The sequence below is a fragment of the Paraburkholderia kururiensis JCM 10599 = LMG 19447 genome (assembly GCF_003986935.1).
Taxonomy (GTDB): Bacteria; Pseudomonadota; Gammaproteobacteria; order Burkholderiales; family Burkholderiaceae; genus Paraburkholderia; species Paraburkholderia kururiensis.
Genome location: NZ_RJZE01000009.1, coordinates 1 through 15,804 on the forward strand (window position 1 = coordinate 1; position 15,804 = coordinate 15,804).

At 66.3% G+C, this 15,804-nt stretch carries 15 protein-coding genes; 9 read left to right on the top strand and 6 right to left on the bottom strand.

What is annotated here, in order from left to right:
• From PKKP23_RS12270 to PKKP23_RS12280, 3 genes are all read right to left on the bottom strand, one after another.
• Window positions 1–520, bottom strand: a 520-nt coding sequence (locus tag PKKP23_RS12270; protein ID WP_420873220.1) for a T6SS effector phospholipase Tle3 domain-containing protein, incomplete at its 3' end; no start/stop codon positions are given.
• Between the two features lie 3 nt (window positions 521–523).
• The gene (locus tag PKKP23_RS12275) at window positions 524–1,285 is read right to left on the bottom strand and encodes a DUF2345 domain-containing protein (protein ID WP_126877099.1); all 762 of its coding nucleotides are present in this window, start codon (window positions 1,283–1,285) and stop codon (window positions 524–526) included.
• Window positions 1,286–1,854: 569 nt separating this feature from the next.
• Window positions 1,855–2,319, bottom strand: coding sequence for a universal stress protein (locus PKKP23_RS12280; protein WP_017775737.1), 465 nt, complete (start codon window positions 2,317–2,319; stop codon window positions 1,855–1,857).
• 536 nt (window positions 2,320–2,855) lie between these two features.
• Here PKKP23_RS12280 and PKKP23_RS12285 point away from each other — a divergent pair.
• The 4 genes from PKKP23_RS12285 to fnr all read left to right on the top strand — a co-directional run bounded on the left by PKKP23_RS12285 (window position 2,856) and on the right by fnr (window position 7,211).
• Window positions 2,856–4,946, top strand: a complete 2,091-nt coding sequence (locus PKKP23_RS12285) for a PAS domain S-box protein (protein ID WP_126877100.1) — start codon at window positions 2,856–2,858, stop codon at window positions 4,944–4,946.
• Window positions 4,943–5,590 carry a response regulator gene (locus tag PKKP23_RS12290; RefSeq protein ID WP_017775735.1) on the top strand — a complete coding sequence of 216 codons (648 nt, stop codon included), beginning with the start codon at window positions 4,943–4,945 and terminating at the stop codon, window positions 5,588–5,590. Before PKKP23_RS12285 ends, PKKP23_RS12290 begins: the two co-directional genes overlap by 4 nt.
• 397 nt (window positions 5,591–5,987) lie before the next feature.
• Window positions 5,988–6,395, top strand: a complete 408-nt coding sequence (locus PKKP23_RS12295) for a response regulator (RefSeq protein ID WP_026121649.1) — start codon at window positions 5,988–5,990, stop codon at window positions 6,393–6,395.
• Window positions 6,396–6,404: 9 nt separating this feature from the next.
• A complete protein-coding gene (gene fnr / locus PKKP23_RS12300; protein WP_017775733.1) occupies window positions 6,405–7,211 on the top strand; it encodes a fumarate/nitrate reduction transcriptional regulator Fnr in 807 nt (268 codons plus the stop codon).
• 216 nt (window positions 7,212–7,427) lie between these two features.
• Here the strand turns inward: fnr and PKKP23_RS12305 are convergent, their stop codons facing one another.
• Window positions 7,428–8,222 (bottom strand): DinB family protein, encoded by a 795-nt coding sequence (locus tag PKKP23_RS12305; protein ID WP_126877101.1) that lies wholly within the window; start codon window positions 8,220–8,222, stop codon window positions 7,428–7,430.
• A 157-nt stretch (window positions 8,223–8,379) separates the two neighbouring features.
• Window positions 8,380–9,162, bottom strand: a complete 783-nt coding sequence (locus tag PKKP23_RS12310; protein ID WP_168724563.1) for a YkgJ family cysteine cluster protein — start codon at window positions 9,160–9,162, stop codon at window positions 8,380–8,382.
• Between the two features lie 290 nt (window positions 9,163–9,452).
• Here PKKP23_RS12310 and PKKP23_RS12315 point away from each other — a divergent pair, with 290 nt between their 5' ends.
• The 4 genes from PKKP23_RS12315 (at window position 9,453) to PKKP23_RS12330 (ending at window position 13,473) form a co-directional block, all read left to right on the top strand.
• Window positions 9,453–10,019 (top strand): helix-turn-helix transcriptional regulator, encoded by a 567-nt coding sequence (locus PKKP23_RS12315; protein WP_126877102.1) that lies wholly within the window; start codon window positions 9,453–9,455, stop codon window positions 10,017–10,019.
• Entirely contained in the window at window positions 10,016–10,432 is a 417-nt protein-coding gene (locus PKKP23_RS12320) for a VOC family protein (RefSeq protein WP_126877103.1), read from the top strand. Before PKKP23_RS12315 ends, PKKP23_RS12320 begins: the two co-directional genes overlap by 4 nt.
• 215 nt (window positions 10,433–10,647) lie before the next feature.
• Window positions 10,648–11,844 carry an MFS transporter gene (locus tag PKKP23_RS12325; RefSeq protein WP_126877104.1) on the top strand — a complete coding sequence of 399 codons (1,197 nt, stop codon included), beginning with the start codon at window positions 10,648–10,650 and terminating at the stop codon, window positions 11,842–11,844.
• Between the two features lie 87 nt (window positions 11,845–11,931).
• Window positions 11,932–13,473 (top strand): tetratricopeptide repeat protein, encoded by a 1,542-nt coding sequence (locus tag PKKP23_RS12330; RefSeq protein ID WP_126877105.1) that lies wholly within the window; start codon window positions 11,932–11,934, stop codon window positions 13,471–13,473.
• An 83-nt stretch (window positions 13,474–13,556) separates the two neighbouring features.
• On the opposite strand, the gene PKKP23_RS12335 is transcribed toward PKKP23_RS12330, so the two are convergent.
• The gene (locus tag PKKP23_RS12335; protein WP_126877106.1) at window positions 13,557–14,543 is read right to left on the bottom strand and encodes a zinc-dependent alcohol dehydrogenase family protein; all 987 of its coding nucleotides are present in this window, start codon (window positions 14,541–14,543) and stop codon (window positions 13,557–13,559) included.
• Between the two features lie 174 nt (window positions 14,544–14,717).
• On the opposite strand from PKKP23_RS12335, the gene PKKP23_RS12340 reads away from it, so the two are divergent.
• Window positions 14,718–15,749 carry an Acg family FMN-binding oxidoreductase gene (locus PKKP23_RS12340; RefSeq protein ID WP_126877107.1) on the top strand — a complete coding sequence of 344 codons (1,032 nt, stop codon included), beginning with the start codon at window positions 14,718–14,720 and terminating at the stop codon, window positions 15,747–15,749.
• Window positions 15,750–15,804: the final 55 nt, after the last annotated feature.

Below are 15,804 nucleotides of genomic sequence, written 5' to 3' on the forward strand. Positions count from 1 at the left end.
TTCCGGTGAAGCCATCGCTGGTGCATTCGGGAGCCCACGCATCGACGCCGCGTGGATTGCGAAGGGGAATACGCCAGTTCCGTTCGGTACCCGAAGCCGCACTGTAGCCCCAGTAGAAGCGGATCACAGGCGAATGTCCGCGCTTTGTCGGATCGAGCTGGCGTGGAATGGGGCGACCTTCGGAGTCCGCAGTGATATACGCATTTGCCTTTAGCTTCGTTTCTTCTGTTCGGTGCAGACGATCATTCAGTCCGGCACACAACGCCTGTTCCGCCGCGTCATACCACTCGCCGGTGGAATTGACGCCATGCACGAAGATGATGACGCCCGGCATGTGCGGCGGTATCCGGCACTCGGCGCGCACCTCGAAGCTCGACGGCGTGTGATAGGACTCCCAGTACGGCCGCCCCAGGTGATCGCGTTGCATCGGCACGACGCGCGTGGCGATTGAATGCCGGTAGGGCTTCGGCGCATCGGCACTGTCTGCCGCGCTATCGGGCGAATTGGTCTTGTCGTTCATGAATCAGACTTCCTTGTGGTTCGGCAAGGTCAGCTTGAGTCCCTGGGCAACGTCCTTGCGGCTCAGCGAGGTCTCGCCCTGTTCGCCAGTCATGCCCTCAACGATCTGCCCATCGGCAAGCTCGATCCGGTAAGGGCGGTTCGCGACAGGGCGGCCCGTGATGCCGTCGCTCAGGATGAAACGCTCGTCGTTTGCGATATCCATCCGCCCCAACTTCGGCACCGGCAGCGACAGAGCCCCCGGCCCCTGCTTGCTGATGTCCGGCACCTTCAGGATCAGGCTGCCCGCCCCGCCGATCTCCACGTGGTCGCCGTGCACCTTGATATAAGCCGTGCCGCCGCCGCTCAACACCACACCATTGGCCGCATTGACCGTAGCCGTGCCATCCGCACTCGTGATCTGCACGTTTTTCTGCGCCACCAGTTCCATCGCATCGGACTGCGCCTGTATCTGCACCTTCCCGCGCGCCGCGAAGATCCTGATGCCGTGCCGGTGCGCGAACAACGACAGCACCTCGCCCGCCGCAACCGCCACGTTGCGCAGCGCCGTGACGTTGAATCGTGAATCGCTACGCGACAGGTCGTGCCGGGGATGGGTGAACTGGATCGTGTACTTCGTCGGCTCGCCGATGCCGCGCTCGCCGTCGAACGCGTAAACGTCCGCGAGCGCTGCGGCTGGTGTGCCCTTCAGGTCCAGGCTGTAGAACGGGTGGATGTTGATGCCCGCGCGTGCGGCGGCATCGGAATACGCTGTTGCAGGAGTCAACGGTGCTCTCCCTGTCCGGCAGGAAATGAATGACAGATCAGCTGTCAGTCATACCGGAGCAGGTGCGGGGGTGTCTATGGCCGCTAACCATCTTTGACAAAGACGGTGCCCGTTGCATCGGACGGCGCGCCATCGGGACGCATGGTCCGTTCGCGGGGAAAGGCGGAAGACGGCCTGGGCTCCCTCGCAGCCCCATGCGTCAGCGCGGGGCCTCGCGGTCAGCCAGGTCGCAGGCCAGCCGTATCAGGTCCGCGCGTGCCGCCTGAATCTGCTCATGCAGTTCATCCGTTGAGAGGGAGGCCCCGTCAGGCGCAGCCGGACTGGCCGGAATGCCGGGGATGGGTAGTCCCCTCTTTGATTTGTATTGGTCGTAACCGAGTCGCTTCGCGAAGCGACGGCGGCGCCGAGCGTTCGGCCCCACGTCGCGGCTCAAGTTAACGATCGATTCGTCTGAGGCTTTAATCAACCTAATCAACCGCCAAAGCCTGGGAGGCCCACCCTGCTCACATCTGCCAGAACGCGGCCCCCATCAGCCGCGTTCCACGCACCATCCGCCGTCCTGCACATACTCAGCGACTGCCCGCCGCCTCCGCGTCATACCGCACGACCAGCACCGGCCTGTCCACGGTCCGCAGCACCGCCTCGGCCACGCTGCCCAGCAGCAGGCGCCGCAAGCCGTGCAGCCCGCGCGTGCCCATCACGATCAGGTCCGCCTCGGTTTCATCCGCGGCGCGGCGCAGCACCGTGGCCACGTCTTCGCCGTAGGCGTCCACGGCGCGTGCCGTGCCCTGCACCTTCTGCTGGCGGAAGCGTTCTTCGGCGTCCTCGAGCGCGGCCGTTGCCGAGCCCCCGCGTGTGTCCGCCGGCACGTCCTCGGCGAACGGCGTGTTGACGTCCACGAGTTGCGCGTGGTGTTCCGCCACATAGACGGCCGCCACCACGGCCCCGCTCGCCTGAGCAATCTTCACGGCCTCGTCCAGCGCCCGCCGCGCGCTGCGGCTGCCGTCGATCGCTACCAGAATCCGCTTGTACATCTTGCCTCCCGGGCCAGGCCCTTGACGTTGAATGCAGAGGGCGCGTCGCATCTCCCATCACGACGCGATGATGCGCAGTGCGCTTAACGAGCAGTCTGGCGATGGGGCCGGCCGCGTCGTTGACGAGGATCAAGCGGCAAGAGGGGTCAAGGCCCTCGCGTGCGGCCCGCAACGAACCAGAACAGAAATGCGGCAGAAATGCATTCCCTATGCATCCGCTTTCCGGCAGACCGCCGGCGCGCGCCCCGCGCAAAGCGCGCAAGAAGCCTGCGAAAAGCCGCCCGATCTCCCGCTGACCGGCGCAGGGCGGCCTTCGGACTGGCGCAAGCCGTGTAAAACAGTCACAATTCGCTCACAATTTCCTTGATCGAAGTGGGTATTGCATTCGCAAACCCGCGAAGACGTACATTCACACCGCATCCAGACATGAGACTGCGTCCCTATGAGCTCGATACGGCGGGAATCACATGACCGCTAGTCCCCAATCCGCCGGCCCCGCGGCGGCCAGAAACGGCCCGCGGTTGTCGCGGCAACCCATGCTGGCAGCCACCGTGGCACTCGTGGCGGGGCTGCTCGCTACGCTCGCAACCTTGTGGGTCGTGCAGCAGGAACTCTCGCATGCCGGAGAAACGCGCTTCGAGCAGCGCACGACGCGCGTCACCGCAGTCCTTCAGCAGAAACTCGCAGCCAGCGCCGCCGTGCTGAACGGCGCACGCGGGCTGATGGGTGCCGTCCCCGCGCCCACGTCGGCGGCATGGCGCGAATATGTCAACCGGCTCGATCTCGAGGGCGGCCGCTCGCCCGTACGCGTGCTGGGCTACGCCGACGTGCGCGGCCGCACCTTCCCCGGCGCCGCGTCCGAAGCATCCGTGCCCCTCACGGCGACGCTCGTCGCCCCCGCGGCCGAAGACGCCCCGGCTTTCGCGCTGCCCAATACGCCGGACAGCCGCGTCGCGCTTTCGCGCGCGGTGGAATCGGCGCAGGTAGCGCTGGCCGCGCCTGGCCCCGGCCAAGGTCCGCAGGACAACGCCGACGAGCGCCCTCCGCTGTGGCTCTATCTGGCGGTGTACGGCACCCCGGCCACGCCGGCAACGGCCACGGACCGGCAGGCCAACCTCGCCGGCATCCTGTTCGCCCGGCTCGACCCCGACCGCCTGTTCGACCCCGCCCGCTTCGGCGAGCGCGGCCTCGACCTGCAGGTCTACACGGGCCAGGCGTCCGCGCCCGTCTTCGCGACCGCGAGCGGCGACGAAGAGAACACGTCGTCCACGAATGCGCTGCATCGCTCCACCGTGCTCTCGTTCGGCGGCACGACGTTTACGCTGGCCTGGTCGGCGGCCGGCAGTGCGGCTGCGGCCGCCAACGCCAGCGTGGAGACGACGGTAGCGGTAGCCGGCGTGGTCGCTTCGCTCGTGCTCGCAGCGCTCGTCCTCGTGCTCGCGCGCCTCTACGCCGACTCGCGCAAGGTGGCGGGCGAATCGCGCACCCAGTCGACGCTCAACGAGGCCCGCATGATGGGCATCATTCGCTCGTCGATGGAAGCCATCATCACTATCGACGAATCGCAGCGCATAGTGATCTTCAATCCCGCGGCGGAACGCGTGTTTGGTTGTTCCGCGATGGACGCCATCGGCGCCCCGCTGGCGCGCTTTCTGCCCGAGCGGTTCCGCGAAGGCCATGCGCGGCACGTCGAGCAGTTCGGCGTGACAGGCGTCTCCGACCGTCAGATGGGCCGCCAGCGCGTGCTGTATGGCCTGCGCGCGAACGGCGAGGAATTCCCCATCGAAGCCTCGATCTCGCAGATTCGCGACGCCACCGGCAAGCTCTATACGGTGATGCTGCGCGACGTGACCGAGCGCGTGCGCGCTGAAAACGATCTCAAGCAGTCGCGCGAGGAATTGCGCGAACTCTCCGCCAACCTCCAAAACGTGCGCGAAGAGGAAAAGACCCGCATCGCGCGCGAGTTGCACGACGATCTGGGCCAGCAGCTCACCGCCCTGAAAATGGATCTCTCCGCGCTGGAACACATGGTGGGGCCCGATTCGGGCGCAAGCACCGACACGCTGGAGCAGCTTCGCAGCATGCGGCGGCTCATCGACGCCACCGTGGCTTCCGTACGCCGCATTGCCGCCGACCTGCGTCCGGTGATGCTCGACGACCTGGGCCTGTTGCCCGCCATCGACTGGCTCGCGGGCGATTTCACGCACCGCTACGGCATCGAGGTGGACCGGCGCATCGCCCCCGGCGACACGAATTTCTCGCGCACGAGCGCGACCACGCTCTTTCGCATCGTCCAGGAAGCCCTCACCAATGTCGCCAAGCATGCCGAGGCCACGCGCGTGGAACTCATGCTGCGCGTGGAGGGCAACTTCTGCGTGCTGCGCGTGAGCGATAACGGACGCGGCAGCCACCCTGCCGGCGCAGACGGCGCCAACGCCCCGGGCAGTACCCACTTTGCGAATGGGACGAACGGTCGCGCCGGCAAGTCGTTCGGTATCATCGGCATTCGCGAGCGCGCCCATATGCTGGGCGGCTCGGTTGCGATCGACACGGCCGACGGCAAGGGCTTCGCCCTCACCGTCACCTTCCCTCGCGAGGCCGTGCAACAGGAAGAGACACTTTCATGATCAAGGTACTGATCGCCGACGACCATACGCTGGTACGCGACGGGCTGCGCCATATCCTGCAGAACGCCAGCGGCTTCGAGGTGGCCGGCGAAGCGTGGGACGGCGCGACGACGATTGCGCTCACACGCTCCACCGAAGCGCAGGTGCTCGTGCTCGACCTTTCCATGCCAGGGCGCAACGGCGTCGAACTGATCCGGCAGATCAAGGACGAGAAACCGAATCTGCGCATTCTCGTGCTCACCATGCATGCCGAGCAGCAATACGCGGTGCGTGCGTTTAAGGCGGGTGCGTCGGGCTATCTCACGAAGGAAAGTGCCAGCACGGAGCTTGTTTCCGCGGTGACGAAGGTGGCCGCGGGCGGTGTCTACGTGAGCCTTGCCATGGCCGAGCGCTTCGCGCAGAGCCTCAACGAGCCCGCGGACACGCTGCCGCACCAGCGCCTCTCCGACCGCGAGTTCGACGTGTTCCGCCGCATCGCGGCGGGCCAGAGCATCTCCGAAATCGCGCAGGAGCTATGCGTGAGCGCGAAGACCGTGAGCACCTACAAAACGCGCATTCTCGAAAAGATGCAGATGCCGCACGAAGCCGCGCTGGTGCGCTATGCGATGCGGCACAAGCTGTTCGACGATAACGACGAAGTCTGACGAAAACCGCAAGGCGCGAAGGTATGTCCTGCGTCGTCGCTTTGCGTTCCGCTGCCCACTCTCCTGCCGTTGCGCGGGCAACCTGTTCCGGTTCGTTTCACGCTCGCCTGCGCAACACTCCTCAAGGCGCTCATAAAAGCGCTGATTAAAAGACCGACTAGAAAGACCGACTAAAAAGATCAACCAAAGCGCTGATGAATCGCGCATGAAGCGCAGTAAAGCGCGAGCCAGCCGAACGGCGGCATATCGCCGCATTCAAGGCCTCACAGGGCACACCGGCCGCCCGGCAAACACCCCGCCCGCTGTAGGAATCGACCTACACGCATTCCTTCCGCCCTACTGAAAGTTCAACCGTCGCCGATTTAAATTCCGTGAATCGCAGACCATACTTGCACCCATGAAATCAGAACGGTCCGCCAAGCTGAAAGTCTTCCTCGCGGAAGACTCGGTACCGGTGAGGCGAAGAATCTCGCTCTCGCTCGGCAGGATCGACGGAGTGTGCGTGGTGGGAGAAGCGGAAGACGTATCCGCCGCGCTCGAAGGAATTGCAACATCCTGCCCGGATCTCGTGATCGCCGATCTACGGCTCGCGCAAGGCAACGGCCTCGAACTGATTGAAGCCGTTACCGCAGCGAACCAGCCTGTGGTCACGATGATGTTGACGAATCACGCAGGTCCGGCATTTCGCGAAGCAAGCCTCGCGGCGGGAGCGCAGTACTTCTTCGACAAGACAGCCGAATTCGAAGAAGCCCGCAGCGCCGTTGAAGCAATTGCCCGCACGCATCGCACGCGTGCTGTCGCCTAGGAGATTGACATGTATTCGAGTACCGCCTGCGACGTAGCTGTTTCGTCTGGCTCGCCCCACACCGGCTATCAGACGTACCCGATTGCCCCTGTCGACGCACCGGCCGATACGCGTGCCGACACCGCCAAGCGCGCCGTGACGCGCTGCTCCACCTGCTCGATGCGCGCCATCTGCCTGCCGCCCAGCCTGACCACGGCGGAGCTCGAACGGCTCGACTCGATCATCTGCACCACGCGCAACGTGCGCCGCGGCGAAGCGCTGTATCGCGGCAACGATGCGTTCCAGAGCATCTACGCGGTGCGCGTCGGTTCGTTCAAGACCGTGGTGATTCATCGCGATGGCCGCGAGCAGGTAACGGGCTTCCAGATTGCCGGCGATGCGATGGGCCTCGACGGTGTCTACGCGGGCCGCCACAGCTGCGACGCCGTCGCGCTGGAAGACAGCCAGGTCTGCATCATTCCGTTCGGCCTGCTCGAAGTGGTGTGCCGCGAAGTGAAGTCGATGCAGCATCACGTGCACCAGATGATGAGCGGCGAGATCGTCCGCGAGTCGGGTCTCATGATGCTGCTGGGCACGATGAGCGCGGAGCAGCGCCTCGCCACGTTCCTGCTGAATCTGTCGAGCCGCTTCAAGTCCCGTGGCTACTCGGCCTCCGAATTCCACCTGCGCATGACGCGCGAAGAAATTGGCTGCTACCTGGGCATGAAGCTCGAAACGGTCAGCCGGATGTTCTCGAAGTTCCAGCGCGAGAAGCTCGTCGATACGCACGGCAAGCAGATCCGCATCACGAATATGGAAGGATTGGCTCGCGTGTGAGCGTTGCACGCGGCAGTACGCAGCATGTCTGTTGGCCGCGCATGACAGTGCGGCCAATGTTGAGGACGTAAGGTTAGCCGGATGGTTCCGGCGAATGAGTGGGTGCAAGTGCCTCGAAAGAGGTGTGTGCTTTGACGGCGCAGCAATGCGCCGTCTTTTTTTTGGGCTGTTGATGTCGACGGAGATTCTCGTAGCTCTTGATCGCCGGCCAAGGTCTCAACTCGCGCCGGCAAGCGCATCGAGTTCGACTTCCAGCTCCTCGAGTTCGAGCCAATGCGTGCGATCGTGGTCGAGTAGTTCTCGCACGAGTTCTTCGAGCGTCATTCTTCGTACGCCGTCGCGCAATCCGCAGCGAACAAGCTCCGCAGGCTTGAGCTTCCTGACCGAGTCGCACAGGCGCTGACGTGAGAGAACGAAAGTCGCCTCGGCCTCGCGCAGATTCGCGGCCAGATAATTCCTTTCCTCGGCGAGCGCCGTGCCATCCACCGATTCGATGCGTGGCAACGCTCTTGTGCGCACAGCGCGGATTCTCTCGGCAAATACTGCATCGAGGTCGCGAAGATGGCATACGTGTTCGACGAGCGAAAAGCCCGTTCCGCGCGGCCGAAGCGTCCAGCACATTTCCGGTACGCGCGAAACGAAGCCAGATAGCTTCTGTGGCATGACCGCCAGCGCGTCGACCACTTCCGCGAACGGCAGCGTCACGGGCCGCTGACTGAACACGGCGCCGTAGCTGAAAAGCGGTTGCCCGACGCGCCCTCTCGCCTGAACCACTTCATGGCCGTGGCGCCGCATCACCTCGGCCACCATCGCCCCGCAAAACTGCCGCGCGGTGGTGTCCTCCTCTATCTCGGGAAATTTCTCGGCGAGTTCGTCCGCGATTGCGGCGATGGCGGCCATTCCAACGCGGGAAAGCGCTGCGAACTCGATATAGCGGTCGGGTGACTCGATTAGCGCTTCGAGTTGTATCCCGATTGGGGTGGCGCGAAAGCGGTCAAAGCGTGAATGCATGGGAGGCAGCCCGGCTTAATAACGTCGCATAACGATACGTTACAAAAAGCCACGGGTCAAGAAACCCCATTAGGAAGGGCCGTCGATGAACGCGGCACGGGCGCGCTCACGTGCAATAACCGACCTACCGGCCATTCGCCCATCACCGCCCGCCCAATCACTCGCCGCTTGCCGCGTGAAACCCGAGGTATTCGTGCAGGTCGGGCAAGGCGTCCGGTGCGCGTGCTTCTGCATCGACGGAAGCCAACGTGTCACGTGTGCTGCGACGGTTCGAAATCAAGGTCCACGATGCCGGGTTCGCATCTTCGCCAACGACTTCGTCCTCGCGCATTGCCGCAGCGATTGCATTCGCCATCGCCTCGCGCCCCGGCGCGATCACCACAAAGCCCTCGTTCGCCAACGCCGCCGTGCGCACGCCCAGCACGTCGCAGAGTTTGCGTTTAGCCCCGACGTCGTGGATATCGGCCTCGCGGAAAGCCTCGATAGTCGCCACGAGCGACGGGTCCGCATAACGCCCCGCCACTTCGAGCACGGGATGACGTTCATCCCATGCCTCGGGTGGACACAGTTTGGCGGCCGGCTGAAGCTCGATGAACGGATTGATCTCCGCCGGATAAATGCGACATACGCGCGGCCGGCGATCGTACGCACCGCAGCGCAGGTCGGCTTGCAGATGCGGGCACGGCCCGTCGAACGCGGCCACGACGGTCACGATTACGCGTAACGGCAGCGTGCCGCTCATCGCCGGGAAGGAACGCCTGAACTTGTAGGCCGCGAGGCGATCGTCGGCGGCCGGCTCGACGGGCCACGGAATCGCGTCGCAGAGCAACTGTGTTTCTCCGCCGTCGCGCAGCCAGCCCGCCGCTTCGGCAAGGCTCAACGGAAGACGTAGGTCCCGGCAGCAGCGGCCGCACATCGTGCAGGAGAAATGTGAGGGCATGGCGGTCCAATTCGGGAATGACAGGCGGGCAGGCTCTGGCGCGAAGCGTACTACGTGCGGCGTGATCGCGCCGCCGGCAGGACAAGGCCGTGCAAAACGCCAGACTGCTGCCATTCGGCTAGGGCTGATCTGGGGACAACTGGTGCTGTCTGGTGCTGTCTGGTGCCGCGCAGCATGGGGCCTGAGGCCCGGCCAGCTTCGGCTGGCCCCTGCCACCTTCACTCCTGCCGCACGATGCAGCCTAAACTACGGCATCCCGCCAGCCCACTGTCCGAAGAGTCCGAAGACGCATGCCCGCCCGATCAGACCGTCGTGCCGCCTCGCCAGCTTCGCGCCCTGCTTCGTGCCCCGCTTCGGCAACCGACGGCGCCCTCGAAGACCCCGCCCTGCTGCGCCGCCTGCTGCGCGCCAAAGACCGCATGGACGCCGCCTCGCACGAGGCTTGGCCCGTCAGGCGTCTTGCGCAGGTCAGCGGCGTCTCCGAGGCCCACTTCGCGCGCTCGTTCAAGCGTGCCTTCGGCGTGCCGCCGCACCGCTATCTGCTCACGCGTCGCATCGAGCAGGCCATCGCCCTGCTGCGCGACACCGAACTGAGTGTCACCGAGATCGCCTTCGCCACGGGCTGGGAGAGCCTCGGCACGTTCGGACGCGTGTTTCGCGACGTCACGGGCCAAAGCCCCGGCACCCTGCGCGCCGCGACACGCACGGAGCAGGCCGGCACGCGCGAACTGGAGCGCATCCCCGCCTGCGTGCTGAAGGCCGCGCAGCGTCCCGACCTCACCATCGCAGTTTTGGAGAAGCGCCGCCGCGCGGCCGGCGCTACATTCGCGCCATCTACCCAGGAGGAGGCGTCATGAATCAGGGCATCAACGTGGTGGGCCTTTACGTCGACAACCAGGACGAAGCGCTCGCGTTCTACGTCGACAAACTCGGCTTTCGCGTGCATACGGACGTAAGCAACGGCCCGTACCGCTGGCTGACGGTGCAGCACCCCGACCAGCCGTCGTTCCAGCTGGGTCTGTTTCTGCCTGGGCCGCCCATCCACGACGCCGCCACCGCGCAAACCTTGCTCGCCATGGTGGCCAAGGGCGCCATGCCGCCGCTCGTGCTTTCCGTCGACGACTGTCGGGCCAGCTACGCCCAACTCAGAGAACGCGGCGTGGAGTTCACCCAGGAACCGGTAGACCGCTTCGGCAGCGTGGACGCCGGCTTTCGCGACCCCGCCGGCAACGGCTGGAAGATGATTCAGGCGGCAAAAAGCACCGCCTGAGCGTGGGCCGGGCCGATGTGGCCCGCAGTGCCGGGCCCGACCAGGCCAGGCCACGCCACGCCGTGTGGCGCTGCGCTGCGCCAGGCCAGGCGCCAGGCCGCACCGGGCCATGCCGCCCGCCCACGGGGCCCTACCGCGCCAGCTACAGGCCTGACGCGCCGCGGCGGAACAAGCCTTGCTGCCTTCGTCGGGGTATCTACACCGCGGAGGACGCCATGCACGCACGCCTCTCGCAGCCCGCGGCGCTGAGCGGTCACGCATCGCTCGTCGCGGCCGCCGTGCTGCTCGGCACGCTCTATGCCGGCAGTACCCTCGTCACGCCGCTCTACCCGCTTTATCAGCGCGCATTCGGCTTGTCCGACCTGACCATCACGCTCGTCTATGCGACGTATGTGGTGGGCAATCTGGGCGCGCTGCTCGCAATGGGACGCGTGTCCGACCAGGCCGGCCGGCGGCCCGTGAGCCTGCTGGTGCTCGCCGTGGGCGGCACGAGTGCGCTGCTGTTCCTGCTGGCCATCCATCCCGCGCTGCTTTTCATCGCGCGGGCCGCGAGCGGCCTCGCCATCGGCGTGGGCGCGGCGACGGCAACCGCGTGGATCGCCGACCTGCACTCGGCCAAAGACAAGGCGCCCGCGAGCCGGCTCGCCGCAGCCGTCAACCTGGCCGGTCTCGCCGGTGGCGTGGCGGTGGCGGGCCTGCTCGCGCAATTCGCGCCGTGGCCGCTGCGCACCGTCTACGTGGTCTACCTGCTGATCCTGTTCGTGACCGCCGCGCTCACTCTGCGCACGCGCGAGACCGTCGAGCACTCGACGCACGCCAGCCAGCCTCTGTCTTTCAGGCCCCGTATCGGCGTGCCTGGACAAGCGCGCGCCGCGTTCGTGGCGCCCGCTGTCACGGCGTTCGCCACCTTCGCGCTGCTCGGTTTCTACGCCGCGCTGCTGCCCAACCTGCTCGCGAACAGCATGCACGTGCATAGCCCCGCGCTCAGCGGCGCCGTGGTGGCCGAACTGTTTGCAGTGGGCGCGGCCACAGTCGTCCTGACGCCCACGCTCACGGCCCGTGCCACGATGTTCGCCGGCTTGTGGCTGCTCCCGCCGAGCCTCGCGCTGCTGCTGTGGGCGCAGGTGGCCGGATCGATCGCGGTGCTGATCGGGGCGACCGCCCTATGCGGGATCGCCTCCGCCTACGGATTTCGCGGCAGCCTCCAGGAGGTCAACCGCATCGCGCCGCCGGAGCATCGCGCTGAACTGCTGTCGGCGTATCTGTTGTGCTGCTATAGCGGCAATTCGCTGCCGGCTGTGGGCGTGGCGGTGCTGTCGAGGTACGTAGGGCACCTCTGGGCGGACGGGATTTTTGCGGCGGTTTCGGTGGGGCTGGTCGGGGTGGCGTTGGGGGTGGGCAGGCGCAGGTGAGACGAGGCGCAGTTCGTGCGGCGGCCTGATGGCGAAACTGCGTAGAATCCCGATCCATCACGTTCGACGCACACAACGAGACCATCGATGGACCCCGCACAATCGAATCTGCCCTCGGGCGCCGACCGATACCAGACGGCGGTCTCGCTTTATTCCAGCGGCAACGTAGCCGCGGCGTTGAGCGCACTCGAGCCGGTGCTCGAAGCGGGTGTGCCCGATGGCGCTGAGCGGGCGCAGGCGTTGAATCTGGCCGCGGCTTGCGCATTGCATCTGGATCACAAGCTCGATGCCGAACGCTATTGGCGGATGGCGATCGAAGCCGACCCGCACTGCGCTCAAGCGCATTACAACCTGGGCGTGCTGCTGCATGGTCTCGATCGATCTGCCGAGGCGCAGACGTGCTACCGCGCGGCGCTGGCGGTGCGCCCCGACTACCTCGAGGCGCACCACAATCTGTGTGCCTTGCTGAAGACGTGCGGCCGCTTGCCGGATGCCGAGGCCGCCTGCCGCCAGGCACTTTCGCTGTTTCCCGATCATCCGGTTCTGCTTCACAGTCTCGGGACGGTGCTCGTCGAACTGGAGCGCTTGCAGGAAGCGGAAGCCACCTACCGGAAAGCGCTCGCAATCGACCCCCACTACGCCGACGCCCGGTGCAAGCTCGGCGCGCTGCTGTTGAGCCTCGGCCGGTTCGAAGAAGGCTGGCCGCTGTTCGAAGCCCGCTACGACGCCGCTTTGACGGACCGGACCGCGGCGCCTCCCGGCGTTGCCTACGCGCAATGGCAGGGGCAATCGCTGCAAGGCAAGGCCGTGCTCGTCTGGCAGGAACAGGGCTTCGGCGACATGATCCAGTTCGGGCGCTATCTCTCGTTGCTGAAAGCGCGCGGCGCGGCGTGGATCACGCTCGCCTGCGCGCCGGCGCTGCACCGGTTGTTCCGCAGCCTGCCGGGGATCGACGCAGTGGTCGATGGCCATTCCGATCTTGCGCGCGCCCCGCACGACTACTGGACGTTGCCGCTCAGCATCGCGCACCTTGCCGGTACCACGCTCGGGTCCATTCCCCCCGCCGCGTACCTGCAGCCGGATGGGGCGCTCGTCGAGACGTGGCGGGCTCGGGTGGCGCCGCTGAAGGGACTCAAAATCGGCCTCGTCTGGAAAGGCCATGCCGGTCACGGCAATGATCGCAACCGGTCCCTGCCCTCGCTCGAAACGTTGCGGCCGTTGCTGAACGTGCCGGGCGTCAGCTTCGTGAGTTTGCAGAAGGGGCAAGCGGAAGCCGAGGTGAGCGCGCTCGAGGGCGGCCCCTTCGTGCTCGATGCCGCACCGGACATCACCGATTTCGCCGATAGTGCGGCGCTCATCGCGCAGCTCGATCTGGTGATCAGCGTAGACACCGCGGTCGCGCATCTTGCCGGTTCGTTGGGCAAGCCGTGCTGGGTCATGCTTCCGGCGCTGGGGCTCGACTGGCGATGGGTGCGCGGGCGAATGGATTCGCCCTGGTATCCGGCAACGATGCGCTTGTTCCGGCAAGCGGAGCCGGGACAGTGGGCGCCCGTGGTCGAACAGATCGCCGCGGCGTGCCTGGATGCTGCCGCGGGGTATGCGGCGGCGTCCCATCCCCAGGGCGTTTGACTGCAAGTTCAGGGCGGTCCCCGGCCCATCGAGCTTGCCGCGGCTATCGAGCTTTTAAGCGAAGCAGGCCGCGCCTGCCACGCTCACCTCATCACCAGCACCGCCGCTCCCGAAACGCGCCCCGCTCTCAAATCGTCCAGCGCCCGGTTTGCGTCCGTTAGCGCGTACGGCGTTGTCTCGATGGCGAGCGGCACTGCGCCGGCAATGCGCATGAAGGCCTGGCCGTCTTCGCGCGTGAGATTCGCCACCGACACCACACGCCGCTCGCCCCACAGGAACGCGTAGGGAAACGACGGGATGTCGCTCATATGGATGCCGCCGCAGACCACCGTGCCGCCCTTCACCACCGCTTGCAACGCGAGCGGGACGAGTGCGCCCACGGGCGCGAAAATCAGCGCGGCGTCGAGCGGCGCGGGGGGCATCTCGTCGCTGCCACCCGTCCATACGGCCCCCAGACGCTGCGCGAGCCCCTGGGCGGCAGCGTCGCCGCTGCGCGTGAACGCATAGACTTCGCGGCCTTGATGGCGCACCACCTGCGCAACGATGTGCGCCGCCGCGCCGAAGCCGTAGATGCCGATACGTTGCGCGTCGCCCGCCATACTCAACGTGCGGTAGCCGATCAGTCCCGCGCAGAGAAGCGGCGCGGCTTCAACGTCGCTGTAACGCTCGGGGAGATGGAAACAGTAGCGGCTGTCGGCGACGGTGCGCTCGGCATAGCCGCCGTCGAGCGTATAGCCCGTGAAGCGCGGATCGTCGCAGAGGTTCTCGCGGTGCGCGAGGCAATAGCGGCAATGTCCGCAGGTGTGCCCAACCCACGGCACGCCCACGCGGTCGCCCACGGCGAAGCCCGTTACGCCCTCGCCCAACGCGGCCACGGTGCCCACGATTTCGTGGCCCGGAATGACGGGCCGTTTCGGTTCGGTGAGCTCGCCATCGACAACGTGCAGGTCGGTACGGCACACGCCGCACGCGTGGATGTCGATCAGCAGTTGCCCGGCTTCGGGCACCGGGTCGGGCAACGACATTTCCTTGAGATACGGTCCTGAGCCGTCGAATACCATCGCGCGCACGCTGTCTCTCCTTCGCTGACCTGCATCAACTCCGCCCCCACCGCGCGCTGCGACGATAAATCGAATGGCGGCGCGGTGCCTGCATGCGGCGGCTTCGCATTCCGCTCGTTGCACTCATTGCGAAGATGCCGCACGTTCCGCTCATCTTCCGTATCAGCCGAGGGAGGCCGCAAGATGGACCATGTTACGCGTTCCGCCGCGTGGGATGTCGACGAACAACGGCTCGCACCGTCCGCCAGCGTCGAAGAAAAGTTGCGCTTCGCGCTCCAGTACGCGGTGCTCGCGCCGTCGAGCCACAACACGCAGCCCTGGCGCTTCATCGTGGACCGCGACGCGGTGACGCTATGCGCCGACCGCCTGCGCGCGCTACCCGTCGTGGATCCCTTCGACCGCGAACTCATCATCAGTTGCGGCGCGGCACTCTTCAATCTGCGCGTGGCGCTGCAGCACTTCGGCCTCGCTTACGCGATCACGGTGTTTCCGTCGCATGCCGACCCCGACGTGCTGGCCCACGTGCGCATCGTGCCCGGCGGCCATCGCGATGCCTCGCTCGAGGCGCTCTTTCCCGCCATCGTGCGACGCATGACGACGCGCGCCGCGTTCGCCGACGAACCGGTCCCGCCCGCCGCGCAGCGCCGCTTGATCGAAGCCGGCGCGGCCGAGGGTGCGGACGTCGCGTGCATCGACGCCCCCGCGCAGCGCGAGCGCATTGCCGAACTCATCGCCGATGCCGACCGCGTTCAGTTCGCGGACGCGCGCTTTCGCCGCGAACTGGCGAGCTGGGTGCATCCGCGCCGCAGCGACGACGGCATGCCGGCCTACGCGGCGGGCGTGCCCGCGCTGCTCGACGTCGCGGCGCCGCTCCTGACCTCGGTGATTCGCACCTTCGACGTGGGCGGCGGCATGGCCGCGGCGCATCACCGGCTCGTGGAAGGCTCGCCGCTCCTCGTAGCCCTCTCCACCGGCGCCGACAACGCCGAAGCGTGGCTCGCCACGGGCCAGGCGCTCGAACGCCTGCTGCTGACCGCGGTCCACGAGGGCTACACCGCGTCGTATCTGAACCAGCCCATCGAAACGCCGGAGCTGCGCGAGCGGCTGCGGGCGGCGCTCGGCACGACGTCCACGCCGCAGCTGTTGCTGCGCATCGGCCGCGGCCCCGATGCCATGCACGCACCGAGGCGACCGCTTGCCGACGTGGTGTCGTGAGGGCATCGCGCAACGTCGCGGCTTGCCGGCTCAGTGTCGGCTCAATGCCGGCTCG